Here is a 26,586-nt window from a genome sequence, read left to right as displayed (position 1 = left end):
GCCACGCGGTCCATCAGACCGAACGAAACCAGGGAAGTCGATGGGATATTTTCCCGACCGCCGCAGAAACAGCCCGTTCCAGACGCGATTTTTCACGTCGCGGCCCCTCACCGCACGCCTGGGCCTGCTGGGGCGCCTGCTGCTCGCACTCGCGGTCGCAGCCATGATCGGCTTTACGGCCGGTTCCGGCCTCGCCGCGTGGCAGGCAACCCGCTCGATCCGGGTCGAACTCACCGCCGCCCTGGCGAATGCCCAAGCCGACATCGCCGCGACGCCGCCCCCGGCAGCCGCGTCCACCGCCTCCTGGCCGGCGGAATTGTGCGACAGTTTTGACGGCAACCGCCATATCCAGGCGCGGATAACCGATCAGGCCGGGCGTGTCCGGCACCGATCCCGGCTGGCCACCGGTCCCCGCCCTCCCGCCTGGTTCCTGCGCACCACCGCACCGGCCATGGCCCCGATAACGCTGTCCCCCACCGGTTTCCCGGCCGGATGGCAAGTGCACCTGCAAGCCGATGCGACCAACGAAGCCGCCGAACGCTGGGGAGAATTCCGGGTACAGATCGCCACTATCACGCTGGTGGTCCTGCTGATCGCCGGATCATGCTGCGTCATCGTGGTGCGCGGTCTGCGCCCCCTTGCGACATTGTCCCAAGCCTATGCCCGCATCGCGGCAGGCGACGAAATGGTGAACCTCCCCGAAACCGGCCCGGCCGACATCGCCGGACAAGCCGCCTCCTTCAATCGCATGGCGTGCGCACTCCGCACCGCAACCGCGCAAAACCGCCATCTCCAGGACCAGATCGCCCGCGTTGCGGAAGAAGAACGCGCCGAAATCGCGCGCGACCTGCATGACGAAGTCGGCCCCCTGCTGTTTGGCATCACCACCTTCGTCGCCACCCTCGCCCGTTCCGCCACCGAGGGCCGCCACGATGCCATCCCCGCCCAGATCCGCGCGATACAGGACGCCACCAGTTCCATCCAGCGCACCCTGCGCGCCATCCTGAAGCGGCTGCACACCGCACCCGGCAGCGGCCTGCCCGAATCCCTCAACGGGATCATCCTATTCTGGAACAATATAGAACCAAACATTATCTTTACACTTTCCTGCGATCCCATGCTCGCCACCCTGGACGATGGAACGCGTGCGGCCCTGTTCCACGTCGCCCAGGAAGCCGTCTGCAACGCCGCACGCCACGGGCACCCCTCCCACATCGCCCTGGAGGCAACGCGCGGCGAAGGCCGGATCATCCTGTCGATCCGTGACAACGGCATAGCGGGCACCGGCACACCGGGCCTCGGCCTCGCCGGCATGCGCCGCCGCCTCGCGGACCTCGGCGGCCATCTGGTCATCACGCACGAGCACGGCTGGACCGTCACCGCCACCCTGCCGGATCCGAACGCCCACCCGATGCCGCCCCCCACCCCCCGCACCATGGCGCCGGAGGCGCACGACGCATGAAAATCCTGCTGGTAGACGACCACACGGTGGTGCGCGCCGGCCTGGGACAGTTGCTGTCAACAGCCCTGGGCGCCACGATCCTCGAAGCCGCCGACACCCCGACCGCCCTCGATCTGGCCCTGCACACACGGCCGGACCTCGTGGTGCTGGATCTCGGCCTCCCCGGCCCCGGCGGCCTGTGGTTGCTGCCCCGCCTGCATGACGCAGGCCTGCGCGTGCTGGTCCTGAGCATGCACGCCGATCCGATCTACGCCCGCCGCGCACTGGATGCCGGGGCCACAGGCTATGTCTCGAAGACGATCGGCGCCGACGACCTGCTGGACGCCATCCGTCAGGCCATGAGCGGACAATGTTACGTCGAAGCCGGAATCGCCGCCATGCTGAACGAACATCGCGACGTTCTGGGCCGCGATTTCGGGCGCCTGACGGCACGCGATCTGGATATCATGCGGTTTCTGGGCGAAGGACGCAGCCTGTCCGACATCGCGGCAACTTTGGGCGTCAGCTACAAGACGGTCGCCAACACCGCCGGCATGATCAAGACCAAGCTGGGCGTCGCCCGCACCGTCGACCTGATCCGACTGGCCATCGCCACGCAGGCGGGAGGAACCATGGATGAGATCAGACGAATGCCATAAGGTCCGAACGATTCCTTTGTTTTACAAAAAGGAAGAAAAAGGACGTTCATTCGTCTGGGCCATCGTCTCAGGGCGATGGCCTTCGTAAAGCCGTTCGAAATAATCCGGGGGCACCCATGCCCCCGGACAGAAACCCCTCAGAAGAACAGGATCGCACCGCCCGAAACGGTATTGTCGTTAGCGGAGTTGCCGTTATGCGCAGCCGCTTGGGTATGCGCATATTCGGCCACCAGCTTCAGCCAGTCCGTCAGATCGTAATAGGCCGCGCCGACCTCGGACTGATTGCGCCGCACCAGTCCGGTCGCCGTATCGCCCGCCGCCAGGTAGAGATTGCTGACGCCATAACTCCCCACCAGCTTGAAACGCTTGGTGAAATTATACGCACCCTGAACGTAGTAGCCTTCCGAATCACGCTTGCGCCCATTCTCCGCGATCCCGTCGAAGAACAGCCCCGTCGTGCCGAGGCCACTGCCGCGGTAGTAATAAACCACCGCCTGGGCCGGGCCATAGGTCAGCTTGGCACCGATTTCGCCAGCCTCGGCCATGGCGCCTCGTCGATCCGACTCCGCCAATATGGTGCTCGTCAGGCCCTGCTGATGCTGGATCAGGAAGCTGGACCAGATCTTTGTCGTCAGATCACCGACCTTGAACGTATAGGTGATCTTCCCCTGCACCATCGGAGAACTATGCTGCGTCGACCCTGCGGACAGGCCGCCCCCGGCATAATTGTAGGCATCCAGAGGCTGGAAGACGCCAACCGACCCCTGGAAACCGGCGACGACCGGCGAGGCGTAGGAAATCTGCGGAATCCAGTCGGCATAGACATACCCCAGGCCGATACGACCCAGCGAGGTATTGGCCGGCGAGGTATTGCTGCCCGTCGAGCCGACACTGAGCAGCGTCGCATCTTCCAGAATGGCGTCGGAGCCGAACAGCGCCAGGTCACGACCGAGCTTGACGGTGCCGAAACTCTTGGTTCCCGCCGTCAGGTAGACCTGACGAAGATCGATACCCGCCGTCCCCAGCCCGACCGGACTCCCACCGGAATTGGCGTTGAAAGCACCCGGATTGGCATTGTTGAGGCCGGGATACATCCCCAGCACCGCCGACATGTCGATCCCCGACTGCGTCGTGGACAATTTGAGAACAAAGCCGGCCGGCAACAGGCCGTTGCGCACCGCCGACGAATCGAACCCGCTTCCTCCGCTCGACAGCCCCCCCGCCACCGGCAACCCGTGCCCAGGCATGTTGTAACTATAGAACCCGTTGATGAACCCAGAGAAATTGATATCGATCGGCCCGGCCTTGAAGGTCAGCCCCTTGCCGGAAACATAAGGTGCGACCCGAACCACACTGGGGCTATCGATCGTGCTGCGCGCCGCCAGCATCGAGGCTTCGGCGGCACGGGCACTCGCTGCCGCGCTGTCGGCGGCACGCTGTGCGGCCAGCACCGCCGGCATTGCCGCTCCATCCGCGGCAGCGCCGGCCGTTACGACCGCGCCATGACGCGCGGCGCCCCGCCCCCGTCGCGGTGCCTGAGCCGAAGCCGGTTCCGCCGCATGATGCCGATGTTTGGCCAGCAGGGTCGAATATTCAACCTGCGTCAACGCACCTTTGGCCCGAAGAATATCAAGAAGATCACTGTAATCGTCAGCCCGGGCGCACCGAGCCGACAGCATGGATACGCCGCCAGCAGCCAGAACGGCCGTCAAACCCACATGCGCCCAATGTCTTGCCGACATCTGACAAACTCCATCGTTTCTTGTTTTTATTATAGAGCGTCCATCTATGGCGCGAACCACCAAACATGACAGAACTGTATATATTCCGGTAACGTCTTGGAGGGCATGCGGCCACTCTGCGCTCCGTGCCGATGCGGCCAGGCCCCTTGCAGAGCCTGGCCGTGCCCACCTCTGCGCCGTTACTCGCCGCTATACACCAGCGGCACGGTCGACGATTTGGCCCCATCGAACGTCAATTCGGTCGAACCGGCGGGCATGCCGTTCTGCTGGAGCAGAAACGCCATGATATCCACATAGACATCATGCGGCAGGCTGGCCGGCTGGGTCGCCGGCATGTTCTGCGACACGATGGTAAAGATATCGCCAACATGGAAATTCGCCTTGGGCGAGGCGAAATGCTTGCCCTTGAGCGCCGGACCGGCCATCCCTTCCAGATTGTCGCCGTGGCATTGCGCGCAATTGTCGGCATAGGCTTTCTTGCCCGCATCGGCCTGCGCCGCCGTAAAGAGCGCGGGCTTCTCCCCACCGGCAACCGGTGCGGCCGCAGCCGCCGGGGCTGCCGGCACGTCCGCCGCCGCCAGGACGATCGGATTGGCCGGCGACATCGCATACGGGCTCAAAAGGGCCGCCAGTTGGCCGGAACGCCGCAGCGCCTCGACACTCTTCTGAAACGAAGCCGCCGCCGCCGCACCCTGCGGGCCATACAATGCCACCACGTCCCAGGCCGCATGGGGCTCGTTCAGCGCATGGATGCAATAGTCGCGTGCCTTTTCCCCGCCGGGCAGATAAGCCACGGCACTGGCGCGCCACACCATCGCCGCCCGGTCCGTATGATGCACCACACTGGCAATCGTCTGCGCGTCCGTCGGATAGATATCGGCCTGCACATTGGGATGCTTCACGAAATACAGGTTCGGCGCCGTCAGGTAGGTCACCGCCACATCCGTTCCATTCGGCAGCACCGCCAGCGTTTCCGCCTCATGGCCGCGTGGCGTCACCAGCACGAATCCCATCCGCGCATAGGGCGCCGTGGCCCGCACCCCCTCAGGCACCGCGCCATGCTGGGCATCCACGGGAAAGCCCAGCACCAGCGCGCAGCGCGAGGCCGCGAGCGTGCTGAATGTCTTGACGTCGAACCCATCGTCGTCCCCTTTTCCGCTGCCGTCGAACGTATAGATCGCGGCATCCGTACCCTGCTGATGCGCAACAGCCTGGACGACCCGGCGATCCATCGCATGAGCCGGATTGGAAGAATCGATACAGACCGAGACGGTCGCCCCGGCCGGCCGGGCGGCCATCAGGGCTCCGATCGCGACAGCGCAAACCAGGGCGCGACGCGACAGGCTGGCAATATTTTGGCGCATGCGGTCCTCCTTACAGCGCAAAGACATACAGATGGCCACCCAGCGGAATGGAGCGGACACGCGGGTCCTTCGCCATGTCCCCACCCCAGATGGGCACGCCGCCGCCCCAGCCGGCATAAACGCCGACATATTGCTTGTCGCCGACCTTCCAGGTGCTGGGCACACCAATCACGCCCGACGACATTTTCGGACTCTTCCAGAGTACGGAACCTGTTTTCGCATCAAATGCATACAGGTATCCGTCAGCGCTACCCGAGAAGACGACCCCGCCCGCCGTCGCCAGCATGCCGCCATTCCACGGCAGCGCGGATTTGAACGACCAGGCCTGCTTGCCGGAATTCAGGTCGATGGCCTGCACCGAACCCCATTCATCAGGGTGCTCCGGATCGCGCATGACAGTAAACGTCTCGCCCAGGAACGGCAGGCCCGCCTTGTACGAAACAGCGGCCCCTTTCATCTTCATGCAGGTGTGCAAGGTCGGCACATAGGCGAAATGGGTCTGCGGATCGACGGCGATGGGCCACCAGTTCTTGCCACCCAGGAAGCTGGGGCAGGTAAAGACCTCCTTGTCCACATCCGGCCGCATGGCGGCATCCGTAATCGGCCTGCCATCCTTGAACCCGGAAACCGACGTCGCATGCGCGAATTTCTCGGCATAGATCAGTTTCCCGTTCGTCCGGTCGACGGCATAGAACCAGCCATTGCGGCTGGCGCTGACCAGCGCCTTGTACGCCTTGCCCTGATAGGTCAGGTCGGTCAGCACTGGCTCGTTCGTGCCGTCATAATCCCACGTATCGTTCGGCGTGTACTGGTAATGCCACTTGATCTTGCCGGTCGCCGGATTCACCGCAATCACGCTGTCGGTATAGAGATTATCGCCAGGCCGCAGCACCGCCAGCCACGGTCCCGGGTTTCCCACGCCCCAGATCAGCGAGTCGGTCTGCGGGTCATAGCTGCCGGTCAGCCAGGTCGCGCCGCCGCCGGTCTTGTACGCGCCCTTGGGCCACGTATCGCCGCCCGGCTCGCCCGGCGCGGGAATCGTCGATTGCCGCCAGACCTGCTTGCCGGTCTTGGCATCCAGCGATGCAATAAAACCCCGTCCGCCATACTCGCCACCCGATACGCCGACGATGACATGGCCCTTGACCACCAGCGGTGCCAGCGTCATCGCATAGCCCAGGTCAGGCGCCTCCAGCGCCTGGTCCCACACCACCTTGCCGGTCGTGGCGTCCAGCGCCAGCACGTGATTGTCCAGCGTGGCCATGTAGACATTGGTGCCGTATAGCGCGACGCCCCGATTCACCACGTCGCAGCAGATCGTCTTCAACCCCACGTCGGACAGGTCGCGCTGATATTTCCACAACAGCTTGCCAGTACTGGCCTGAAAGGCCAGAAGCCCGTTCTTCGGCGTGGTAATGAACATATAGTCGCCATTGACGATCGGCGGCGCCTCATGCCCGCTCTTCGACCCCGTCTCGTAATCCCAGACGGGTTTGATCTGGGCGACATTGCCCGCATTGATCCCATCAAGGGCCGAGTAGCCCGTGCTGGAATAATCATGCCGGTACATCAGCCAGCCATCATCCTGCGCCGCATGGCCCAGCCGCTCGTTCGTCACCGGCTGATATGGCCCGGCCGGGCCTTCCGCCCGCACGGGGGATGAAACCGTCAGCGTGGTCGCACAGGCCAGTGCGACCGGCAGGGCCAGCACCGCCTTGCGCAGGGGCTGGCGGGTGACACTGGTACGGTAAGCGAACTTCATCTTGGATCTCCCGCAACACTCTTCCGGTAAGAATCGTCAGGACGGCGGTACCTGCTTTCAGCAACTGAAGGCCGCGCCCGACCGGCCGGAACGCCGCCCGGCGAGGGGCGGGACGATCCAACGGCGGATCCGGCTGCAGGATCCCTCACTTAACTTCAGGCAAAACCGTTCATGACGATGCTCCACCTGCACGTTGTCGTTCTTATGTGTCAGGCCTCGCAGCATTTGCCGGTTCAGTCGTTTCTGTCACGTCACCAAAAGGGCATGGAGCGATTGGACTGTCGCAAAACTGCGACAAGTCCCGGCCGGTCCAGACAAGAACACGGTCTGAAAATCATGGTGCGATGCAGAAAAGCCCGGATGGCGCTTTTCTGCCCGGCGATATCGATACGGATTGACTATAATCACGTTTCAGAGATTATGGCTGCCACGATGAAAGCGCCCATAGTCCTGCCTCGATATTTCGGATTACCCCGCCCTGGGCGCGCGATCCTGTCTCAATTCTGCGACAGGTCGGATATCCGGATCGGCGGCGCCCCCGTGACACGCCATCGCCGACAGCGGAAAGTCCCGGCTACAGCACGCGCGGGACAATAAGCACGAACATCGCGACGTGGGGGAATGCGGGATATGCCCGCTCCCCGGCAATCGCCTATAGCGTATCATATCGGCAAGACAGCCGAACGGGAGAAAGGCATGCATGAGGCGGCGGGAAGCATCATCCGTCCGGGCCGGCGACGGGCTGGCGTACTGACGCTCTTTGGGTTTGTCCTGCTGGCCGCGCAACCGTCCCACGCGGCCGATACGCCGGATGCGGCGGCAGGGCGGACGATCGCGGAAACTGGTGTCCTGACCGGCCATGTCGGCTGTTCAGCCTGCCATCTGATGAACGGCGCGGGCCAGCCCGACGTGGGCATACCGCGCCTGGCTGGCTTCTCGGCCGCCTATCTCGAACAGCAACTGGGCTACTTCGCGACCGACAAGCGACGCGATAGCTGGATGGCGCCCTACGCGCGGATGCTCACGCAGAAGCAGATGCAGGACGTCGCAGCCTATTATGCCGGCCTGTCCGAACCGCCTCCCCCCGAGGCCGACCCGGCAAGCGACGGGCTGCGCGCGCGCGGCAAGGAAATATTCGAGAAAGGGGTCATGGCAAACGGCGTGATGCCATGCGGAGGCTGCCATGGCCCGGCAGGCCAGGGCATGGGCACCTTTGCCCCGCATCTGGCCGGCCAGTCCGCCCCCTATCTTCTGGAACAGTTGCGGGGCTGGCACCAGGGCAAGGATCGCGATCCGATGGGCAAGATGATGGCGACGGAAGCCCACGCGATGACCGACGCCGACATGCAGGCCGTGGCAGCCTATCTGCAAAACCTGCCAGGACCGAATGCGGGAGCCGCGAAATGAGCACACCGACCACACAGGACGACGGCGACAACGGCCGCGCGCCGCCCATGATCGATGTCCGGCCCGTCGGCACCTGGGTCCTCAGCGGCGTACTGCTGGTGGCGGTGCTGACGGTCTGGATCCTGGTCTCGGTGATCTTCCTGCATCGCGCGTGACGGAAGAGGAACGGTTATGAACGACAATACGGGCATGAGCCCTCTCGAATCCGCCTTCCACGCCTCGGCCGAACGGCACGAACGGTTCTGGATCTTCGGCGTACTGGTGATGCTGGTCCTGCTGACGATCGGGACGATGTTCTACGTCGTCCATGATTACGGCCTGGTGACCAGCACCCACTCCTACGCGACCGACCCGCAGGCCCCGCCCCGCGAAGCCGCGTTCCAGGACGGCAAGGTGGTACGCACCGGCCCGAACGCCTACGCGGTCTACATGGTCGGCCGCGCCTGGCACTGGTCGCCGGACGTGATTCACGTGCCCGAAGGCGCCGAAATCACCTTCTACGTCACCAGCGCCGACGTACTGCACGGTTTCGAAATCCAGGGCACGCCGGTCAACCTCACGGCCGTTCCCGGCGTGGTCGGCACGGTGAAATACACGTTCCACCATACCGGGCTGTTCCGCATCATCTGCAACGAATATTGCGGCATGTTCCACCACGCCATGGTGGCGCGCATCATCGTCGATCCGGCAGGTACGCCATGAGCATCGAAATCGCAGCCGACACAATCCCGTCCGCTTTCCCTCAGACAGAATCCGAGCGCGTTGCTGCCAGCACGCGGCGGTTGATGCTCGCCTTCCTGATCACGGGCTTCTGCGCCCTGCTGGTCGGGGCGACGATCGGCCCATTACAGGCACTGAATTACGGCGGGGTGGATGCCTATCCCGCGCTGCGCCCGCTGCTGCAAAGCTATTATCAGGGCCTGACCATCCACGGCGTCATGAACGGCTACGTCTTCACCTTCTTCGTCACCTGCGGGCTTCTGGTCTACCTGCCGGCACGCGAACTGGGGGTCACGCCGAATCTCACGATGTGGCGCGCCTGTTTCGCGATCATGGCCGTGGGCGCGCTATGCGTGCTCTATGCCATGGGCGACAATTCGTCGTCGGTGCTCTGGACGTTCTATCCGCCGCTCAAGGGCAGCCCATTCTTCTATATCGGCATCACACTCCTGGCCCTCGGCAGCACGATGCCGCTGTCGATCCTGCTGCAGATGCGCGCCACATGGCGCCGCCACCGCCCCGGCGAAATCACGCCGCTGGTCACCTACATGTCGCTCACCACCATGCTGATGTGGGGACTCGCCGGCGTGGGCGTGGTGGCCGAACTGGTGCTGCAGCTCGACCCATGGTCGCTGGGGCTGATCAGCACCGTCGACCCGATCATCAACCGCACGCTGTTCTGGCTGACGGGCCACCCCATCGTCTATTTCTGGCTGATGCCGGCCTATGTCTCCTGGTACGGCCTGCTGTCACGCCAGGTCGGCGGCAAGCTGGTCTCCGACCCGATGGCGCGGATCACCTTCGCCCTGCTGATGATCTTCTCTCTGCCCGTGGGCACCCATCACCAGTTCTCCGACCCCGGCTTCTCCTCGATCTGGCGCGGCATCCTGGTGGTGCTGACCATGTCGGTGGCGACCCCCAGCCTGGTGACCGCCTTCACCATCGGGCTGAGTCTGGAATATGCCGGCCGCCTGCGCGGCGGACAGGGCTGGTTCGGCTGGTTCCGGGCCCTCCCCTGGAGCGATCCCAGCGTGGCGGGCCAGATCCTCGCGGCCATCACCTTCATCCTCGGCGGCGCCACCGGCATCGTCAACGGAAGCTGGCAGCTCAACGCCATCGTCCACAACACCACTTTCATTCCCGGCCATTTCCACGTCACCGTCGGCAGCGTCACCGCCATGACCTTCATGGCGATCACCTTCTGGATGGTACCGCACCTCACCGGCCGGCAACTGATCAGCCGGCGGCTGGCCCTGTTCTCCGTCTGGGTCTGGTTCGTCGGCATGACGATCTTCGCCATCGGCATGACGTGGGCGGGCCTGTACGGCGTGCCGCGCCGGGCATGGGTCTCCGCCCTGCCGCACGGCACCTATCACGCGCTCTACGGCGCGGCGTCGGTCCCGCTGGCGCTGGTAGCCATCGGCGGCGTCCTGCTGTGGGTGGCCAGCTACAGTTTCTTCGCCGTCTTCTTCGGCACCCTCCTGTTCGGCCGGCGCGCGGCCCCGCCGCCCATTCCCTTCGCCCAGTCCTTCGGCGGCCCGGCCAGTTCCACCATCGACTCGCCGCCAAACCCGGCCCGGTCCGCCTCGCCGCTCATCCGCGCGCTGGATCACATCTGGCTGCTGACCGGCGTCACGGCGCTGGCCACCATCGCCGCCTACATCCCCATCCTGTGGCCGTTCCTGCATCATGTCACGCGCGCGCCGGGCTGGATTCTCTGGTAGGGCGCGCATGACGGCGCTCGCGCCACCGCTCCGGCAGTCGCTCCGCCGCGCCGCCTGCACAGTGGCGGCCATCGTGGCGCTGCTGGCCCTCTATGCAGGCTGGAGCGGCGGCTTCAGCCTGTTCGGCTCTCCAGTCCCGCCGGTCCCGGCCCCGAGCCTCGCCTTGCAGAACGATCAGGGCCACCCGTTCGACCCGGCAACACTGCACGGCCGGGCAACACTGGTCTATTTCGGCTATGTGCGCTGTCCCGATGTCTGCCCGACGGTACTGGCAGCACTTGAACAGGTCTTCGCCCGACTGGGCCCCGACGCGGCGCGGACGGGCGTCCTGTTCGTCACGCTGGACCCGGCCCACGACACGCCGGCCGTGCTGCATGCCTACCTCTCCCACTTCCAGCCCGCACCCACCGGCCTGACCGGCCGCCCGGCCGAACTGGCCGCCACGGCCCGCGCCTGGGGCATCGGCTGGACGGGAACCGACGGCCACATCAACCACAATTCGGTCCTGACGCTGGTCGGCCCGGACGGACAGATGCGCGCGCGCTACGGCATGACGCAACTGAACGCTCCGGAGTCCATGGCCGCCGACATCCGCGCGGTCCTGTCCCGATGAGAGGCTGGAGTCCGCTTTTCCAGGCCGGCTGGATTACCGCCGGGCTGCTCGCCGGCACCGCGATCCTGCTCCTGGCCGCCCGGCACCGGCACCCATCCTGGCGGCTGGCGGCGGCGGGCGCCGGCACGGCCCTGCTGACGGCCTCCTGCGTCGGCCTGCGCGACCCTCTGGCTTCGATGACTCAATATACCGCCGGCCTGATGGTGCTGGGCCAGGTCGTCCCGCCGTTCCTCCTGCTCGCCATGCCCATGACGACAAACCGTCGCCCCGCCCATGTCGCGGGCTGGGCCCGCGACCCCGGCGTGGCAGCGGCCCTGTTCGGCGGGCTGGCAATCGCCACCGGCCTGCCCTCGATCCTCGACCGTTCGCTGGCCAACGCCCTGTTCAGCGCCCCGCTGGGCCTGCTGGACCTGCTGGCCGGCCTGCTGTTCTGGGGCCAGTTGATGCCGGGCAGCCGGGTCATCCGGCATAACCCGCTGGCCGGAGCCTATGCGCTGCTGGGCAGCCTGCCGATGACAGTGGTGGCGGTCGTCTGGATGACGGCGCCGCGCGTGCTGTACGCCCCCTATCTGGACGTGCTGTGCCGATGGGACCTGACACCGCTCGAAGATCAGCACTGGGCAGGGTTCGTGATGCTGGTCGCCGGCCTGCCGCTCCAGGTGGTCGGAACATGGCTGCTGGTCGCCGCCCCGGCAAAGCCCCCGCCGCCCTTGACCGGCCCCGCCAAATCTCCTTAGGTGCGTCGCATGAGCACCCCGTCCTTCCTCTCCGGACTGTATTACGCGCCGCATTCATAGCGGCGGGGGCGTATTATCATGTTCAACCGCTGCGTCGTCAGCGGTCGAACATCCGAGAGTCCTCCTGGCAACGCAGCTTCCCGAAAGCAGTGCCATGTCAGACGGATCGTCTCTCTCCTCTCCCTCCCCGGCTCCTCTTCCCCTGGTCGGCCTGTTCGGCTTCGGCGCCTTCGGCCGGCTGATCGCCGCCCATCTGGCTGCCCATTGCCGCATCCGCGTCCACGATCCCGTCCTACAGTCCGGCCCCGTCATGCCCGGGGTTACGGCAACGACGCTGGAGGACGCAGCCGGCTGCCCGATCGTCATCCTGGCCATTCCGGTCACGCGGATGCAGGCGGTCGCGCGTGCCATCGGGCCGCACCTGCCACCTCATGCGCTGGTCGCAGATGTCGGATCGGTCAAGATCCTGCCGGCGGACATCCTGTGCCGCGAACTGCCCGCACATGTCCGCATCATCGCCACTCACCCGCTGTTCGGCCCGCAGAGCGCGCGCAACGGCATCGCCGGCCATCGCATCGTGCTCTGCCCGCTACGCGGCATCCGGCTGGGCCCCATCGCCGCGTTCCTGCGCCGCACCCTGGGGCTGGACGTCATCGTGACCACGCCCGATGCCCACGACCGAGACGCCGCGATGGCACAGGGCCTGACCCATCTGTTGGCCCATATCCTCTCCGAAATGGGTCCGATGCCCGAACGGATCAGCACCAGCAGTTTCGACCTCATCCGCGCCGCCGCCGCCATGGTGCAAAACGATGCCCCGGAGGTCTCCCACGCCATAGCCCACCTCAACCCCCATGCCCGCACAGTCCGCCGGCAATTCTGCGCCATAGCAGGCCGGATCGCGGAAAGTGATGATGCGCACGGCGTATCCCCCTTCCCGGAACATTCATTCGGGTGAAAGATGATGACGTCTTCGACAGGGAGAAGAAGATCATGACAACGATCGACCCCGTGACGTATGTCGTCGCCGACGCGCATACGGCGCGCCTGCTGCGCCACGAAGGGCATGCGCTGCACACGACCGACCACATCGCACCCACCGAACATTTCGCCGCCACCATCGCCGAGGCGCTGAATCGCGGCGTGACCGACGGCACGATCAGCCGTTTCATCCTGGCCGCGCCGGGTCATCTCCTGCACGCCATCCGCGCCGAACTGACCGGCGTCGCGCAGGACAGGCTGATCCTGGCCGTGCCCAAGGAACTGGCGCAACTGCCCGAACACGACCTGATCCAGCATTTCGACATTCCGGCAACCGGCTGGCCGTAACCCTCTCTTCGGTTACAGCGCCGGAGTCAGGCTCCGGCGCCCTCGGTGCCCGCGCCGGGACGCCGGGCCCACGCCTCCAGATCGAGAAAAGCCTCGATCATCCGTTCCAGCGCGATCGCGCGGTTCGGCAGGTCCGACTGCCGCGCCTGCCAGTCCTCGACGCGCCGGAGAACGGAAACATTCAGCGTAACCGTTACGCGCTCGCCGTCTCCCATACCCTGCGAAGGCAGAGGCGACTGCACGGTCCGGGGCGCCTGCAAGACCGAATACAGCCCCGCCACCTGGGCGCGCAGCGCAGTCAGGTGCGACAGGATCTCGATGGCGGTCAGATCAGCCATGGTCGTTTCCTCCGAACCAGACAGGGACCGAAAAAGACACGGCCACCCGTCTTCGTAGCGCGCCATGCCTGCCATGGTTGCATTCCCTCCCCGGCGCGGCGGGCCTCACTTCTGGACACCCACCCACGTTCCCGGTCATATGCGCCATCGGCGGGCCAGCGCCCGGACAAAAGCCTGATGGATGCGACCATTGAGACAAAACGGCCATGCCGGAAACCCGGATGCAGGGATCAAGATCCTGTTTGCGTTCGAAAATCCGCTCCCCAGTGCCGAGGCCGACGCCGAAGTCTTCATCACCACCGCCCGCTACCTGGCCCGCCTGACCTCCCGCGCGCGGCTGCACGTTCCCATGCGCGACCGGGCCTCCTGCACGGCCCTGGCCGAGGCCACGGGCCTGGACATCGTGCGCGCCTGGGCACCGGCCAGCCCGGCCGCCCTGCGTCACCTGATGTGCGGCCTGACCATCGTCTGCCGCAGCGCCTTCCGCCAGGCCGACCTGGTCTATACCCGCAATCTGTGGATCGCCTGGATGGCCATCCGGTTCGGCCAGCGCGTGGTCTTCGACCATTATCGCCCGTGGCCCGACCAGATCCCCCCGCTCCGCCGCTGGCTGCACCGGCTGATGAACCACCCGCGCTTCATCCTCCATATCTGCCATTCGGACTATACGCGGCGGAAATATCTCGAACTGGGGATTCCCGCCGCAAAACTGCGCTGCATCCATAACGGCTTCGAACCCGGACGGCTGGATGCGATCCCCGCCCCGGACGTCGCGCGAAAGGCCCTGTCCATTCCCGCAACCGCCCGGACGATCGTCTATACGGGCCGGATCAACCAGAAGAAGGGCCTCGATGTCGTGATCGAGGCGGCGCGCCTGCTGCCCGACCGACTGTTCATCCTCGTCGGCTCCTATGGCGAAGGACCGATCGAGGAAAAGGCCCGCCCCCTGCCCAACGTGCGGATCGTTCCCTTCCAGCCATCTGAGGCCCTGGGCCAGTATGTCGCGGCGGCCGATCTCCTGCTGATCCCGCCGTCGCTCCAGCCCCTGACGCGGTTCGGATCGACGGTACTGCCGCTCAAGCTGTTCTTCTACCTGGCCTCTGGGCGCCCGATCCTGGCCGGAAAGACTCCGGACGTGCAGGAAATCCTGCGCCACGAAGAGAACGCGTATCTCTGCCAGCCTGATTCCCCCCAGGCCCTGGCGGACGCCGTGCGACGACTGACCGACGACCCCACCCTGTGCGCACGCCTCGCGCAGGCCGCACAGGCGGAAAGCCGCACCCTGACATGGGAAGCCCGCGCCACGCGAATCATGACCGCGATCTCCGAACGCCTGGCCGCCGCACCCGATCCGGTCGAACGCTGGAAGGCACCCCAATGGCGGCAGTACCGGCACCAATCCTGGCGCTGGCTGAACCATCTGATGCGTACAGGGTCGCCGATCCTGCCGCCCTCTGGCTCCTGAAGCCGGCGGGCCGCCTGCGGTTTGACGAAAATGGGCCTCTCTTTTATCCTCGAACCGTCACGGGCATGTTCCCATGCGGCACAGACCGCACCCGTCCCGCGTGACAGGGCGAAGAGAGTCACTTGTACGCCCCGCCGCGATCCATGCCCCCGACGGACGGTTTTCATACCTTGATCATTCGCACCTATCTTCTGCGCGAAATCGGGAAGCCCCTGGCAGCCATGCTTGTGGTCTGCATGGCCCTGTTCGCCGGCTACAGCGCCGCCGATTTCCTGTCGGACGCGGTCAACGGGCTGCTGTCCACCAACACGATCGTGGAACTGATCGTGCTCAAGCTCCTGATCAGCCTGGAAGTCCTGGTCCCGGTGGCGCTGTACCTGTCCATCGTGCTGGCACTGGGCACACTGTACGGCAATTCCGAAATCACGGCACTCCATGCCCTGCGCGTCACCCCCGGCATGCTGCTCCGCCATGTCATGACACTGGCCGGATGCGTCGCCATCGGGGTCGGCATCCTGTCACTGGTCGTGCGCCCCTGGGCGTACGAGCGCCTGCATGCCCTCTCGCGCAGCGCCGAACTGACGCTGGACGTCGACGCAATGCAGCCCGGTACCTTCTACGTCGTGCAGAACGGCGCGCGCGTCATCTTCCTCACCCGACGCCAGGGACCCAACGGCCCGGCACGGGATATCTTCGTCCAGTTGCGCCGTCCCAATGACACCCGGATCATCCATGCCGAACTCGGCTATCCCGTGGCCGACGACGTCAACGGCCGAACCGATTTCTACGTGCGGCTGAAGAATGCCCATATCTACGATATCGGCACCCGGCCGGGCGCGCATGACCAGGTCATGACCGTGCGCGAAATCACGCAGGACCCGAACCGCCATGTGGTGGACGCGCCGGACGACAGTTCGGTGACCACTGGCAGCCTGAGCATCGCCGCCTCGCACCAGCCAGCGGACGTGGCGGAATTCCAGTGGCGCCTGTCCACGCCCTTCACAACCATATTGCTGGCGATGCTGGCGGTGCCGCTGGCACGCGGTCGCCCCCGGCAGAACCGCTACGGCAAGCTGGGGACCGCAATCCTGATCTTCTTCGTCTATTACCTGCTCTATACGTCCGCCCGCACCTGGGTGCAGCACGGCATGGTGGCCGCATTCCCCGGCATCTGGTGGGCGCCCGCTCTGCTGGCAATCCTGACCGGCTTCATGCTGCGCGGCCAGATCGCCGATCTTCTGTCCCGGCGGGCCGACGCGCCATGAAACTGAAACGATTCGACCGCTATATCCAGCTTGTCACGCTGCGGGCCTTCGTCCTGGTCGCACTGGGGCTCACGGCCCTGTTCAGCCTCCTGGAATTCGTCGACCAGCTCTCCTTCGTCGGCCAGGGACATTATCGCCTGGCCGATGCCGCCGCCTATACCGCCCTGCTGGCGCCGGCACGCTTCATGCAGGTCACGCCCATCGCCCTGCTGCTGGCATGCCTGCTGGGCCTGGGCGGCCTCGCCAAACATTCCGAGCTTACGGCCCTGCAAGGGATCGGACTCTCCGAAATGCAGATCATCGGCGCCGTACTGCGCCTGATCGTACCGACGATCGTCCTGCTGTTTCTGGTCGGGCAGTTCGTCGTGCCCTCGGCGCGTCACATGGCGCAGCAGGGACGTGCCACCGCCCTCACCTCCGGCGTGGTAAACGCCGCGGACAACACGGCTTTCTGGGCTCATGGCGACCAACAGTTTCTCGGCGTCCACCGCTTCGTCAACGAAAGGCTGGGCGAAGACATCGACATCTACCGTTTCGACGACCGGGGCGCGCTGACACGCTATCTGCACGCGGCCCACGCCACGATCGGCGCGGACGACAACTGGGTTCTGACGGACGTCACGCGCAAGGACATCGTCGCCGACCAGTTCCACACGAGCCATCAGGACAGCATGACATGGCATGCCTTCCTGTCGTCGCGGCAGATCCGTTTCCTCAGCCTGCCGCCCGAGAGCGTACCGCCCATCGCCCTGTATCGCTACATTCGCGATCTCAAGCGGCATCATCTGCCGGCCACACGCTACGAGCAGGAATTGTGGTCGCGCATCAGCACGCCATTCGCCATGATCGCGCTGATCACCTGCGCCGCGCCCTTCGTCTTCGGGCCGCCGCGCTCGCAGAGCCTTGGCTATCGCATGGCCATCGGCATCGCGATCGCCATCGTGTTCTCACTGGGGCAGGAAATCACCAACCGGCTGGGCCTGCTGCTGGACCTGAACCCGGCGATCACAGCCCTCACCCCTCCCATCCTGCTGATGCTGTCGGCGGCCTATCTCTTCATCCACACCAGAGAATAAAGAACCAAGCCCCCAATCACCCGAAAACGAACGGGTTTCCAAAGGGCGACTGCCCTTTGGTGGGTCAAGGGTAAACCCCTTGCCGCATCACGGTACGAGCGACGCTTCCGCCTCGACCGCGAACACCGCCTGATCGCGGCGGCGTTCACCGGGGCAAGGCACGTCCCCGGCCAGACCATCCAGTCCGGCCATGAACGCCCCGTCGCACATGCGCTGTCGCGCCAGCAGCAGCATCAGGATCGCCGTGAACCCCACGATCTCGAACACGAAATAAGCCAGCGGCACGCGGCAGATCACGCAGAGAAAGATGCCGATCGTCCGATAATTGGCGGACAGGATCGACCAGCCACGCAGCAGCGGCGCAAAAGCCTCGCGATAGGCCTGGCGGATCACCGGCGCCCGGTCTGGATGTGCGGCCAGCAACACCGTCAGCCGCTGGTTCAGCCCTGCCTCTCCGCCTGATGCCGTCAGCGCCTCAAGCCGATTATACAGCCCGAACAGCAGGTCGCCCACACGCCGGCCGGAGGCAACTTTCGCCCGCGCCACCGGCGCCGATCCACGCGCCCAGCCCCAGAAATTATAATCCTGCCGCTGCCGTTCATAGGCAGCCGACTGCACCGCATGGCATCCGCCCGCCAGCACGACCAGCGCCCAGACCCACGCGCCATACAGGGCGGAAAGCGCCAGCGCCAGCCCGACATAAACCGAGACGAACGTCACATAATCGCAGATACCGTCCAGAATCTTGCCGGTCTGCGACTGCTTGCCCGTCAGGCGCGCTAGCTGGCCGTCTGCCCCGTCCATGACATGCCAGACGACCATGAGCAGGAACCCGGCAACCGCGAAACGCCAGTCGCCGACATGGTGATAGGCCACCCCCGCCAACAGCCCGGCCGTCATCCCGCCGAGCGACACGGCATTGGGCGCCACCCCAAGACGCGCGAAATGCCGTGTCAGCCATCCCGAAACCGGATGGATAACATACAGGTTGGTCAGTTCTTCGATTTCCGACGTGCGCCGCACGGGATCTGTCTGCTGCAACACGATGGCACCCTTGTTTCCCTGATCCCCCGCGCCATACGAGCAGGGGTGGTCCATGTCAAAGCAGCCCTTGGGCCATCAGACGTTCAGCCTTGTCGTAGGCTACCGGATCATCGACATCGATCCACAAATGTTCGCCGATATCGAGGACATACGCCTTGTGCCAGCGGGCCAGCGTGTTCATGGCACCGGATATACTGTCCTCGCCCTCCGCCTGGCTGCTTTCCAGCGCGTCGAACATCTCCGGCGTACACCGGAAGATCCCGGTATCGAACGCATTGAACTCCGCCAGCGACTTGCCGATACGCTCGATCCGTCCGTCCCGACACAGAACGCGCGTCACGTCGTCCGGATCGTTCAGCATACGCTCCACGTTGCTGTCGACGCCCAGCGTCACACCGTCCCGGCCTGTCGGGATCGCCGCCATCAGGCGATTGATCTCCGGGTCCAGCACATGGTCGCACATCGTCAGCAGAAACGGCCCGTCGAGAAACGGCCGGGCACAGAGAACGGAAACCCCGTTGGCGCGGTCCCATGCCGGATTATGAACATGGGTCACGCGCACCCCGTCACATTCCGCCATTTCGTCCAGGGCCATACGCAACTCATCGCCGCGATAGCCATTGATAATGACGAATTCATCGACCCCGCCACGACGGGCACGGTCGATGACCTCGGCGATCAGGGGCCGCCCCCGGATCGTGACCAGGGGCTTGAGCGGCCCCTTGTCACGCAGGCGGCTACCCTGCCCGGCGGCAACGATCAGGCACTTCATCAGGCGGGAACGGCCTCGGTCGAATGGGTGGTGATGAATTCTTCGACCATCTTGTACGCCTCGTCATCCGTGTACTGGACCAGCGGATGCTTGCAGAAATAGGCGCTGGGCGCTGCCAGAACACCACCGACGCCGGAATCGAGCGCCAGCTTGCAGCAGCGGATCATGTCGATGGCCACACCCGCCGAGTTCGGCGAATCCTGCACCGACAGGCGCAGTTCCAGTTCCATCGGCACGTTGCCGAAGGCATGGCCTTCCATGCGGATGAAGCAGACCTTGTTGTCGTTCTGCCACGGCACATAGTCGCTGGGGCCGACATGGATATCCTCGTTCTCCATGCGCGCCTTCGCGACGGCCTGCACGGCTTCGGTCTTCGAGGTCTTCTTCGACGCCAGACGCTCCTGATTCTTCATGTTCAGGAAGTCGGTGTTACCGCCCGTGTTGAGCTGGTACGTATGCAGCAACTTGACGCCACGCTTGGCGAACAGGTCGGTCAGCACACGATGCACGATGGTCGCACCGAGCTGCGACTTGATGTCGTCACCGATGATCGGCACGTTGCGCTCGGCGAAGCGGGCGGCATATTCCGGATCGCTGGCGATAAAGACCGGAATATTGTTGATGAAGCCGACCCCGGCCTCCAGCGCGCATTCGGCATAGAAGCGCGTGGCCTTCTCCGATCCGACCGGCAGGTAGTTCACCAGGATCTCGGCACCGCTGCGGCGCAGTTCCGCCACCACGTCTTCGCGGCTCGGCTCGGGGGCGTCCGCCCGCACGAAGCTGCGCTTCTCGTCATAATTGGCCATGTGCTCGGACACGCCATCCAGCACCGCGCCCATCCGCACGGTCACGCCGCTGTCGGGGATGTTCGGCTCGAACTTCACCACGCAGTTGGGGGCGGAGAAAATGGCACGGCTGACATCGGTGCCGACCTTGCGCGCGTCGATATCGAACGCCGCCACCACCTCGATGTCGCTGGGACGATAGCCACCAAGGCTCTCGTGCATCAGGCCGATGACTTCCTCGTTGTGGCGGTTCGGGCCGTAATAATGAATGCCCTGGATCAGGGCACTGGCACAATTGCCGACACCCACGATCGCGATACGGATACCGCCCTTAGTCTTCATAATGTTCCCCTGCCCTCTTCGAGACCTTAAAAAACGAACAGTCGCGGCGGCCGCCGGCCGAACGACGCATCAAAACGCACATTGTCGCCTGAAAGAACCCGGTACCGGCATGCGGTGCGGCCTCGGCCCACTCGATCGCCATACCGCGCCACTCCCTGATGCGATCCTCACCGATCGCCACGAGCCTCCTGCTCCTTTGGCAAGCTATCGGGGAAATCAGGCACCAGATCAAGAATGCGTCCCCGCCGGATCCCCCTCTGCGGACATGCCGCCACGCCCATTGCACGCGTCCGTGGCCCGGATGCGACCGCTTCAGGCTCTATATGTTACAAGGAACGATGGTCTTTTAGTTAAATTAAGTTAACATAAAGAGTGCAAAAGGCCCGTTCTCCGCAACCACCGCAGGCCATATTTCCACGTTATTTTATTAATAAGCAATAACTTAACAAAAAATGGTCCATCCAAGCAGAACAGACTAACCACAAAATCACCGTCTTCATTCTGTCATATTTGACATAAAATAAAATCAAACTCAGCCGCAACCTCGCCTCGTTGGTTACATTTTGCTCAGCTTGCCCGAAAAATTGCACTCGTGGCGGCCACGTTACGTGCCGTCACCCGCACATTGGTCGCCGCCTCGGCCAAGGCCTCCTCCAGCGTGCAGGGTCGGTTGACGACGCTGAAGACGGCGTCGATTCCATGGGCATGCACCTTTGCCGCATCGTGCCCCAACGACCCGGCGATGCCGATCACCGGTCGTCCGTGCCGGCGGGCGACACGGGCCACGCCGATAGGGGCCTTGCCATGCACGGTCTGCCCGTCGATCCGGCCCTCGCCGGTAATCACCAGGTCGGCGTCGGAAAGGATGGCATCCAGCCCCAGCGCCTCCATGACAATCTCCACACCTGGCCGCAGGGTGGCACCGAGGAACGCCAGCGCCGCCGCCCCCATCCCGCCCGCCGCGCCGGCACCAGGAACGGCGTCGATCTCGCGTCCCGTCGCGGCCGCGACATGCCGGGCATATCCGGCCAGCGCGCCATCCAGCAGGCCCACCATCTCAGGCGTCGCCCCTTTCTGCGGACCGAAGACTGCGGAGGCTCCAAACGGGCCGGTCAGCGGATTATCGACATCGCAGGCCACTTCGACCCGGCAGCCCGCCAACCGGGCATCGAGGCGTGAGAGGTCGATGCACGCCAGGCGCGCCAGTTCCGCACCACCGAACGCCAGTTCCTCCTCTTCACGGTCGCGCAGCGAAGCGCCCAGAGCCTGTGCCATGCCGGCCCCGCCGTCATTGGTGGCGCTGCCGCCGAGCCCTAGAATCACATGCCGGCACCCTTCGTCGAGCGCCGCGAGGATCAGTTGCCCGACACCGTAAGTCGTGGCCGTCAGCGGATCGCGCCGGTCACGCGGCACCAGCATCAACCCAGCGGCGGCGGCCATTTCCACCACGGCCGTCTGCCCGTCACCCAGAATGCCGAACGCCGCCATGACTGGCGTCCCCAGCGGCCCGGTCACCTCCCGCGTCAGCATCCGCCCGCCCGTGGCCAACACCAGCGACTCCGCTGTCCCTTCGCCCCCATCGGCGGCCGGCAGCTTCACATAAGTCGCGTCGGGATAAATTTCGCGAAACCCGTCCTCGATCGCATCGGCCACCTGAAGGGCCGACAGGCTTTCCTTGAAGGAATCACACACGATCACGATCTTCATCGCCGTTCCCCGTTTTTTATCTTATCGGCCAAACCTGTAAGCCTGATTGGAAACGCGCGTCGGATCGCCACAACGCACATATTCCCTCAATACCAGCAAAGCGTGGCCGGACATGTGGGCTGGTGAGCGAGAGCGACCCGCCCAGGGTCGCGCCCGTCGTGTGTTTCCGAGCACCGGAGCGGAGCGGCCTCAATGGCCGTGAGCACCGGAGCGCAGGAAACGCGCGTCGGATCGCCGCCAGCGCGCATGTCCGGCCACGCTTTCAGCGGTTGACGCGGGAGGGGGGCATACGCAGCACCAACACCACGCCCAGCACCGCCATTGCCGCCAGCAGCGCCAGCGCTCCATCGGTCCGCTGCGTCGCATCCTTGACCCAGCCAACCAGATACGGGCTGACGAACCCCGCCAATTGTCCCATCGAATTGATCAGCGCCAGCCCTCCGGCCGCCGCCGCCGGGCTGAGATAACCGTTGCAGAGCGGCCAGAACATCGGCAACCCGGTCAGCGCGCCGGCAGTCGCCACCGTCAGTGCCCCCAGTGCCACAGGCATCGAATCCGGAAACCGCGCCGCCAGCGCCAGGCCGGCCGCCGCCATAAGCAGCGGGACGGCCAGATGCCACCGCCGTTCACGCATCCGGTCCGCCGAACGCCCCATGACGATCATGAACAGACTGGCCCCCACATAGGGCACGGCACTCAGCCAGCCGATCATCGCCGCATCATGAATGCCACTGGACCGGATGATCGTGGGCAGCCAGAAATTGATCGCATAAACGCTGGCCTGGATGCAGAAATACAGTAGCCCCAGCATCCAGACGGCCGGATTGCGCAGCACGGCCCCGAAATTGTCGGCCAGTTGCTTCGGCTGCTCCAGCCGGTCGCGCCGCAACGCCTCGCCAACAGCCGCCCGTTCCTGCGGTCCCAGCCACGCCGCCTGTTCGATCGTGTCGCTCAACAGCATTACCATGCCGATGCCCAGCGCCACGGTCGGCAGTCCCTGGAGCAGGAACAGCCACTGCCACGCCGCCAGCCCACCGGGCGCAGAGGCGAAATGCGACAGCATCCAGCCCGACAGCGGGCCACCAACTACGCCGGAAAGCGGAATCGCCGACATGAACAGCGTCAGCGCCCGCCCCTGCCGTTCGGAAGGGAACCAGCGCGTCAGATACAGCACCAATCCCGGAAAGAACCCCGCTTCCGCCGCTCCGGTCACAAACCGCAGCAGATAGAAGCTGGCCGGACCGGCCACGAACATCTGCGCGGCCGACAGCAGACCCCACACGACCATGATCATCGCCAGCCATCGCCGCGCGCCCACGCGCTGCAACATCAGGTTGCTGGGCACACCGCAGGCGATATAGCCAAGGAAGAAGATCCCGGCACCGAGACCATAAGCGCGCTCGGACATATGCAGCGCATCGAGCATGTCCAGCTTGGCGAAGCCGACATTCACCCGGTCCAGATAATTGAACAGGTAACAGACGAAAATATAGGGCACCACCCTGGCCGCGACCTTGCGAAAGGTCGCATCCAGCCGGTCCACGGCCGACGGCGAGGGTACGGAGGCTACGTGCATCATTCTTCCCCGATGCTTGTTCTTCTTGCCCGCCCATGTCCCGGGGCGGGATACGGACGGGACGCGCGACACCATGCGGTGTTCGGGCCTTTGCATCGACCCTACGGGCAGAACCGCCCCGCCGTCTTGGTGCATATGCACGATAAATATGCCAGAATCGGCACAAAATTCCGGGCAGATGACAGGCAATCCATGAGAATATCGGACCCAACCGCCCAGCCCGCCCCGCCCGACGGTTCGGGCCGTCCGGACATCGACCCCGCCCTCTCCCAGGCGATCGTCGATCGCTCGATGGCCATTACCGGCTGCAATATCAATGTGATGGATGCCCGAGGCGTCATCATCGCCAGCGGCGACCCCGACCGGCTGGGTCAGGTTCACGACGGCGCCCTGCTGGTGCTGGCGCGCAGCAGCGCGGTCGAGATCGAGGCCCGCGCCGTCCGGCAGTTCGGCGGCGCACGGCCAGGCGTCAACCTTCCGCTGCGGATCGGCCGTTCCATCGTGGGCTGCGTCGGGCTGACCGGCGCGCCTGGCACGCTGCGTCCCTATGCCGAACTGGTCCGCATGGCAGCCGAGACGATGCTGGAACATGCGCGTCAGAACCGTACCCTGTCGCGCGAGGCCCGCCTGCGCGAGGAACTGGTGCTGAGCCTGGTACGCGAGACCACCACGCCACCGGCCCTGGCCCGGTCGGCGGCACGGCTGGGCATCGACCTGCGACAGCCACGGGTGGCCGCGATCATCGAAATCCGCTCCGAAGGCCCCGACGCCGCATCGCTCCTCGGCGAGCGGCATCAACTGATCACCCTTCTCTGCGAGCCCGAACGCGGCAATCTGGTCGCCCCCCTGTCGCTGGCCGAAATCGCGGTGCTGAAACCGGCCCTGACCACCAAGGGCACCTGGAGCCTGGACTGGCATCGCGAGCGGGCACACCGCCTGCTGGCGCGGGCACGCGCCGCCACCGGGCTGGACCTGCGGCTGGCACTGGGCGGCTTCGTCGAAGGGACGGACGGGCTGGTACGCTCCTTTCACACGGCGCGGGCCACGCTGGATGTCGGGCGGCGCCTGCACGCGACGCGCGATCTTTTGTTCTATGACGAAATGCGTCTGGCAGTCCTGCTCGATACCCCCTCCCAGGATTGGCGCACGCAGGAACTCCGCGCCCCGTTGCGCCCCCTGCTCCAGGCCCCCGGACACGCGATGCTGCTGCATACGCTGCGGACATGGCTGGCCCACGGCATGCGCCCACAACCCACCGCCGCCGCCCTCGGCCTGCACCGCAACAGTCTCGACTACCGTCTCCGGCGGATCGAAAGCATCTGCGGCCTGGACCTGGGGTCCAGCGCGGATATCGTCGCGCTGTATCTGGCCCTGCACCTCACCCCGGACATACCCCCGCTGACCAGACCCACGCCGGAAGAGCTTCTCTGATGCCAACCCGTTACAGACTGTTTCTTTCCCTTCGGGCCGCCCGTGCCCATCATCGTCTCCTGTTCATTCATGGAGGCGCTGACCATGCCGTTGACCCGAATCCTGCTGCCCTGCCTGCTCGTTGCCTGCCTGCCCCTGCTGGCCGCCTGCGGCGGTGATGATTCCGATAGCGCCTGCCGTTCGGGACGTGGAGAGCACGGCGGCTTCGGCGGCCACCATGGTGGCATGGGTGGCATGGCCGGGGGGATGGGCGACGGCGGATTAGGGGGAGGCATGGGTGGAGGAATAGGCGGCGGCGGCTTCAGCATGGGTGGTGGCGGCATGCATCACGGCATGGACGGCATGAGCCGGGACGACAATTCACCGCCCACACCCTGCTCCCGGCCCAGCCATGTCAAAGGCAAGACACCCACCCGGATGCACGAGGCCTCGCCCGATCAGGCCATGATCGGCGACGAGCAGCACTGACCCGCTGAGGGCATGGCTGCGTTCTCCGCCCAGCAGTGCCTGCACGCAACCCCGCCCCAACCGTGGCGTTTCAATCCATGCCCGCGTCCACCCCAAGAGGCGCGAAACCAAGGAGGCACGGAAATGGGCGAATTCAAGGACAAGATCAAAGGCCACGCAGACACCGTGGTCGGCGAAATCAAGCGCAATGTCGGCAAGGCGACCAGCAATACCAGCCTGGAAGCCGAAGGCGAGGCGCAGAAGCTGAAGGGCACCGCCGAAAAGGCGAAAGGCGCCATCAAGGGCACGATCAACAAAGTCTGAGCCCCAGGCATCTAAGATCTCCGGGGCCTGCCGTCACAACGGCAGGTCCCGCCGATCGCAGATCGCCTCCATCGCCATGTACGACGTAACGGTATCCAGTTCGACCCGCGCGATCAGCGAACGATAGATGGCGTCGAAGGCATTCATGTCCGTCGTCACAATCTTCAGCATGTAGTCGTAATCGCCGGCAATCCGGTAGAAATCGATCACATTCGGCACCGACACCACCGCCTCGCGAAAGCGGTCCAGCCAGTCCTGGGAATGGTGGCGTGTACGTACCATCACAAAAACCGTCAGCCCCAGCCCCACGGCTTCAGGATCGAGCAGCACCGTCTGGTGCCGGATCATCCCGCGCTCGCGCAATGCGTGCAGGCGCCGCCAGCAGGCATTCTGCGACAGCCCGATCCGCTCGGCCAGATCGCGCTGCGACAGTCCGGCATCGCGTTGCAGGGCCTGAAGCAATGCTCGATCAAAATGATCCAGTTTTTCCGCCATAACCGATCATATGACCCAATT

The 26,586-nt window shown here is 64.9% G+C and carries 27 protein-coding genes; 16 read left to right on the top strand and 11 right to left on the bottom strand.

What is annotated here, in order from left to right:
• Positions 1-40 precede the first annotated feature (40 nt).
• Entirely contained in the window at positions 41-1,462 is a 1,422-nt protein-coding gene (locus tag C7453_RS18655) for a sensor histidine kinase (protein ID WP_170143127.1), read from the top strand.
• Positions 1,459-2,100: a response regulator transcription factor gene (locus C7453_RS04720; protein WP_114726377.1), complete on the top strand. Its 642-nt coding sequence runs from the start codon at positions 1,459-1,461 to the stop codon at positions 2,098-2,100. Before C7453_RS18655 ends, C7453_RS04720 begins: the two co-directional genes overlap by 4 nt.
• 137 nt (positions 2,101-2,237) lie before the next feature.
• Here the strand turns inward: C7453_RS04720 and C7453_RS04715 are convergent, their stop codons facing one another.
• From C7453_RS04715 to C7453_RS04705, 3 genes are all read right to left on the bottom strand, one after another.
• Positions 2,238-3,842, bottom strand: coding sequence for a porin (locus C7453_RS04715; protein ID WP_114726376.1), 1,605 nt, complete (start codon positions 3,840-3,842; stop codon positions 2,238-2,240).
• Positions 3,843-4,021: 179 nt separating this feature from the next.
• Entirely contained in the window at positions 4,022-5,206 is a 1,185-nt protein-coding gene (locus tag C7453_RS19295; protein ID WP_170143126.1) for a cytochrome c, read from the bottom strand.
• A gap of 10 nt (positions 5,207-5,216) precedes the next feature.
• Entirely contained in the window at positions 5,217-6,968 is a 1,752-nt protein-coding gene (locus C7453_RS04705) for a methanol/ethanol family PQQ-dependent dehydrogenase (protein WP_114726374.1), read from the bottom strand.
• A 630-nt stretch (positions 6,969-7,598) separates the two neighbouring features.
• Between C7453_RS04705 and C7453_RS04700 the strand changes: the two genes are divergently transcribed.
• The 8 genes from C7453_RS04700 (at position 7,599) to C7453_RS04670 (ending at position 13,498) form a co-directional block, all read left to right on the top strand.
• On the top strand, positions 7,599-8,375 hold the full coding sequence (locus C7453_RS04700) for a c-type cytochrome (protein WP_170222008.1): 777 nt from the start codon (positions 7,599-7,601) through the stop codon (positions 8,373-8,375).
• On the top strand, positions 8,372-8,530 hold the full coding sequence (locus C7453_RS18880) for a hypothetical protein (protein WP_170143124.1): 159 nt from the start codon (positions 8,372-8,374) through the stop codon (positions 8,528-8,530). Before C7453_RS04700 ends, C7453_RS18880 begins: the two co-directional genes overlap by 4 nt.
• Positions 8,531-8,546: 16 nt before the next feature.
• Positions 8,547-9,077: a cupredoxin domain-containing protein gene (locus C7453_RS04695; protein WP_114726372.1), complete on the top strand. Its 531-nt coding sequence runs from the start codon at positions 8,547-8,549 to the stop codon at positions 9,075-9,077.
• The gene (locus tag C7453_RS04690; RefSeq protein ID WP_114726371.1) at positions 9,074-10,819 is read left to right on the top strand and encodes a cbb3-type cytochrome c oxidase subunit I; all 1,746 of its coding nucleotides are present in this window, start codon (positions 9,074-9,076) and stop codon (positions 10,817-10,819) included. Before C7453_RS04695 ends, C7453_RS04690 begins: the two co-directional genes overlap by 4 nt.
• A gap of 7 nt (positions 10,820-10,826) precedes the next feature.
• Complete coding sequence (locus tag C7453_RS04685) at positions 10,827-11,432, top strand: SCO family protein (RefSeq protein ID WP_114726370.1); 606 nt, start codon at positions 10,827-10,829, stop codon at positions 11,430-11,432.
• Complete coding sequence (locus C7453_RS04680; RefSeq protein WP_114726369.1) at positions 11,429-12,169, top strand: cytochrome c oxidase assembly protein; 741 nt, start codon at positions 11,429-11,431, stop codon at positions 12,167-12,169. Before C7453_RS04685 ends, C7453_RS04680 begins: the two co-directional genes overlap by 4 nt.
• 154 nt (positions 12,170-12,323) lie before the next feature.
• The gene (locus C7453_RS04675) at positions 12,324-13,127 is read left to right on the top strand and encodes a prephenate dehydrogenase/arogenate dehydrogenase family protein (protein ID WP_114726368.1); all 804 of its coding nucleotides are present in this window, start codon (positions 12,324-12,326) and stop codon (positions 13,125-13,127) included.
• Positions 13,128-13,162: 35 nt separating this feature from the next.
• Positions 13,163-13,498, top strand: a complete 336-nt coding sequence (locus C7453_RS04670; RefSeq protein WP_141288680.1) for a host attachment protein — start codon at positions 13,163-13,165, stop codon at positions 13,496-13,498.
• 26 nt (positions 13,499-13,524) lie between these two features.
• Here the strand turns inward: C7453_RS04670 and C7453_RS04665 are convergent, their stop codons facing one another.
• The gene (locus C7453_RS04665; RefSeq protein WP_141288678.1) at positions 13,525-13,836 is read right to left on the bottom strand and encodes a hypothetical protein; all 312 of its coding nucleotides are present in this window, start codon (positions 13,834-13,836) and stop codon (positions 13,525-13,527) included.
• A gap of 190 nt (positions 13,837-14,026) precedes the next feature.
• Between C7453_RS04665 and C7453_RS04660 the strand changes: the two genes are divergently transcribed.
• From C7453_RS04660 to lptG, 3 genes are all read left to right on the top strand, one after another.
• Positions 14,027-15,301 (top strand): glycosyltransferase family 4 protein, encoded by a 1,275-nt coding sequence (locus tag C7453_RS04660; RefSeq protein WP_245948781.1) that lies wholly within the window; start codon positions 14,027-14,029, stop codon positions 15,299-15,301.
• Between the two features lie 170 nt (positions 15,302-15,471).
• Positions 15,472-16,566: an LPS export ABC transporter permease LptF gene (gene lptF, locus C7453_RS04655; RefSeq protein ID WP_114726666.1), complete on the top strand. Its 1,095-nt coding sequence runs from the start codon at positions 15,472-15,474 to the stop codon at positions 16,564-16,566.
• Complete coding sequence (gene lptG / locus C7453_RS04650; protein ID WP_245948780.1) at positions 16,563-17,642, top strand: LPS export ABC transporter permease LptG; 1,080 nt, start codon at positions 16,563-16,565, stop codon at positions 17,640-17,642. Before lptF ends, lptG begins: the two co-directional genes overlap by 4 nt.
• A gap of 87 nt (positions 17,643-17,729) precedes the next feature.
• Here the strand turns inward: lptG and C7453_RS04645 are convergent, their stop codons facing one another.
• The 6 genes from C7453_RS04645 to C7453_RS04620 form a co-directional block, all read right to left on the bottom strand.
• On the bottom strand, positions 17,730-18,686 hold the full coding sequence (locus C7453_RS04645; protein ID WP_245948779.1) for a CDP-alcohol phosphatidyltransferase family protein: 957 nt from the start codon (positions 18,684-18,686) through the stop codon (positions 17,730-17,732).
• Positions 18,687-18,741: 55 nt separating this feature from the next.
• Complete coding sequence (locus C7453_RS04640; RefSeq protein WP_114726363.1) at positions 18,742-19,458, bottom strand: phosphocholine cytidylyltransferase family protein; 717 nt, start codon at positions 19,456-19,458, stop codon at positions 18,742-18,744.
• The gene (locus C7453_RS04635) at positions 19,458-20,585 is read right to left on the bottom strand and encodes an inositol-3-phosphate synthase (protein ID WP_114726362.1); all 1,128 of its coding nucleotides are present in this window, start codon (positions 20,583-20,585) and stop codon (positions 19,458-19,460) included. The genes C7453_RS04640 and C7453_RS04635 overlap by 1 nt, the downstream gene beginning before the upstream one ends.
• Positions 20,575-20,766, bottom strand: coding sequence for a hypothetical protein (locus tag C7453_RS04630; protein WP_114726361.1), 192 nt, complete (start codon positions 20,764-20,766; stop codon positions 20,575-20,577). The genes C7453_RS04635 and C7453_RS04630 overlap by 11 nt, the downstream gene beginning before the upstream one ends.
• A 386-nt stretch (positions 20,767-21,152) precedes the next feature.
• Complete coding sequence (locus tag C7453_RS04625) at positions 21,153-22,292, bottom strand: glycerate kinase (RefSeq protein ID WP_114726360.1); 1,140 nt, start codon at positions 22,290-22,292, stop codon at positions 21,153-21,155.
• 262 nt (positions 22,293-22,554) lie between these two features.
• The gene (locus C7453_RS04620; protein ID WP_245948778.1) at positions 22,555-23,871 is read right to left on the bottom strand and encodes an MFS transporter; all 1,317 of its coding nucleotides are present in this window, start codon (positions 23,869-23,871) and stop codon (positions 22,555-22,557) included.
• Between the two features lie 189 nt (positions 23,872-24,060).
• Between C7453_RS04620 and C7453_RS04615 the strand changes: the two genes are divergently transcribed.
• The 3 genes from C7453_RS04615 (at position 24,061) to C7453_RS04605 (ending at position 26,070) form a co-directional block, all read left to right on the top strand.
• Complete coding sequence (locus C7453_RS04615; protein ID WP_114726359.1) at positions 24,061-25,299, top strand: sugar diacid recognition domain-containing protein; 1,239 nt, start codon at positions 24,061-24,063, stop codon at positions 25,297-25,299.
• 84 nt (positions 25,300-25,383) lie between these two features.
• Complete coding sequence (locus C7453_RS04610) at positions 25,384-25,767, top strand: hypothetical protein (RefSeq protein ID WP_141288676.1); 384 nt, start codon at positions 25,384-25,386, stop codon at positions 25,765-25,767.
• A gap of 123 nt (positions 25,768-25,890) precedes the next feature.
• On the top strand, positions 25,891-26,070 hold the full coding sequence (locus C7453_RS04605) for a CsbD family protein (RefSeq protein WP_114726357.1): 180 nt from the start codon (positions 25,891-25,893) through the stop codon (positions 26,068-26,070).
• A gap of 33 nt (positions 26,071-26,103) precedes the next feature.
• Here the strand turns inward: C7453_RS04605 and C7453_RS04600 are convergent, their stop codons facing one another.
• Positions 26,104-26,565: an Lrp/AsnC family transcriptional regulator gene (locus C7453_RS04600; protein WP_114726356.1), complete on the bottom strand. Its 462-nt coding sequence runs from the start codon at positions 26,563-26,565 to the stop codon at positions 26,104-26,106.
• Positions 26,566-26,586: the final 21 nt, after the last annotated feature.

Source organism: Gluconacetobacter liquefaciens, assembly GCF_003350405.1.
In the GTDB taxonomy this organism is placed as follows: domain Bacteria; phylum Pseudomonadota; class Alphaproteobacteria; order Acetobacterales; family Acetobacteraceae; genus Gluconacetobacter; species Gluconacetobacter liquefaciens.
The sequence above is the reverse complement of the archived record's forward strand: the minus strand, read 5'-3'. Positions and strand labels throughout refer to the sequence as shown.

What these genes read in the sequence shown, in the direction of transcription:
- C7453_RS04600 (WP_114726356.1), bottom strand. Translation starts at nt 26,565, where the DNA reads ATGGCGGAAAAACTGGATCATTTTGATCGAGCATTGCTTCAGGCCCTG.
- C7453_RS04685 (WP_114726370.1), top strand. Translation starts at nt 10,827, where the DNA reads ATGACGGCGCTCGCGCCACCGCTCCGGCAGTCGCTCCGCCGCGCCGCC.
- C7453_RS04690 (WP_114726371.1), top strand. Translation starts at nt 9,074, where the DNA reads ATGAGCATCGAAATCGCAGCCGACACAATCCCGTCCGCTTTCCCTCAG.
- C7453_RS04605 (WP_114726357.1), top strand. Translation starts at nt 25,891, where the DNA reads ATGGGCGAATTCAAGGACAAGATCAAAGGCCACGCAGACACCGTGGTC.
- C7453_RS04625 (WP_114726360.1), bottom strand. Translation starts at nt 22,292, where the DNA reads ATGAAGATCGTGATCGTGTGTGATTCCTTCAAGGAAAGCCTGTCGGCC.
- lptG (WP_245948780.1), top strand. Translation starts at nt 16,563, where the DNA reads ATGAAACTGAAACGATTCGACCGCTATATCCAGCTTGTCACGCTGCGG.
- C7453_RS04720 (WP_114726377.1), top strand. Translation starts at nt 1,459, where the DNA reads ATGAAAATCCTGCTGGTAGACGACCACACGGTGGTGCGCGCCGGCCTG.
- C7453_RS04610 (WP_141288676.1), top strand. Translation starts at nt 25,384, where the DNA reads ATGCCGTTGACCCGAATCCTGCTGCCCTGCCTGCTCGTTGCCTGCCTG.
- C7453_RS04620 (WP_245948778.1), bottom strand. Translation starts at nt 23,871, where the DNA reads ATGATGCACGTAGCCTCCGTACCCTCGCCGTCGGCCGTGGACCGGCTG.
- C7453_RS04670 (WP_141288680.1), top strand. Translation starts at nt 13,163, where the DNA reads ATGACAACGATCGACCCCGTGACGTATGTCGTCGCCGACGCGCATACG.
- C7453_RS18880 (WP_170143124.1), top strand. Translation starts at nt 8,372, where the DNA reads ATGAGCACACCGACCACACAGGACGACGGCGACAACGGCCGCGCGCCG.
- C7453_RS04675 (WP_114726368.1), top strand. Translation starts at nt 12,324, where the DNA reads ATGTCAGACGGATCGTCTCTCTCCTCTCCCTCCCCGGCTCCTCTTCCC.
- C7453_RS04635 (WP_114726362.1), bottom strand. Translation starts at nt 20,585, where the DNA reads ATGAAGACTAAGGGCGGTATCCGTATCGCGATCGTGGGTGTCGGCAAT.
- C7453_RS04695 (WP_114726372.1), top strand. Translation starts at nt 8,547, where the DNA reads ATGAACGACAATACGGGCATGAGCCCTCTCGAATCCGCCTTCCACGCC.
- C7453_RS18655 (WP_170143127.1), top strand. Translation starts at nt 41, where the DNA reads ATGGGATATTTTCCCGACCGCCGCAGAAACAGCCCGTTCCAGACGCGA.
- C7453_RS04615 (WP_114726359.1), top strand. Translation starts at nt 24,061, where the DNA reads ATGAGAATATCGGACCCAACCGCCCAGCCCGCCCCGCCCGACGGTTCG.
- C7453_RS04700 (WP_170222008.1), top strand. Translation starts at nt 7,599, where the DNA reads ATGCCCGCTCCCCGGCAATCGCCTATAGCGTATCATATCGGCAAGACA.
- C7453_RS04705 (WP_114726374.1), bottom strand. Translation starts at nt 6,968, where the DNA reads ATGAAGTTCGCTTACCGTACCAGTGTCACCCGCCAGCCCCTGCGCAAG.
- C7453_RS04680 (WP_114726369.1), top strand. Translation starts at nt 11,429, where the DNA reads ATGAGAGGCTGGAGTCCGCTTTTCCAGGCCGGCTGGATTACCGCCGGG.
- C7453_RS04640 (WP_114726363.1), bottom strand. Translation starts at nt 19,458, where the DNA reads ATGAAGTGCCTGATCGTTGCCGCCGGGCAGGGTAGCCGCCTGCGTGAC.
- C7453_RS19295 (WP_170143126.1), bottom strand. Translation starts at nt 5,206, where the DNA reads ATGCGCCAAAATATTGCCAGCCTGTCGCGTCGCGCCCTGGTTTGCGCT.
- C7453_RS04665 (WP_141288678.1), bottom strand. Translation starts at nt 13,836, where the DNA reads ATGGCTGATCTGACCGCCATCGAGATCCTGTCGCACCTGACTGCGCTG.
- C7453_RS04715 (WP_114726376.1), bottom strand. Translation starts at nt 3,842, where the DNA reads ATGTCGGCAAGACATTGGGCGCATGTGGGTTTGACGGCCGTTCTGGCT.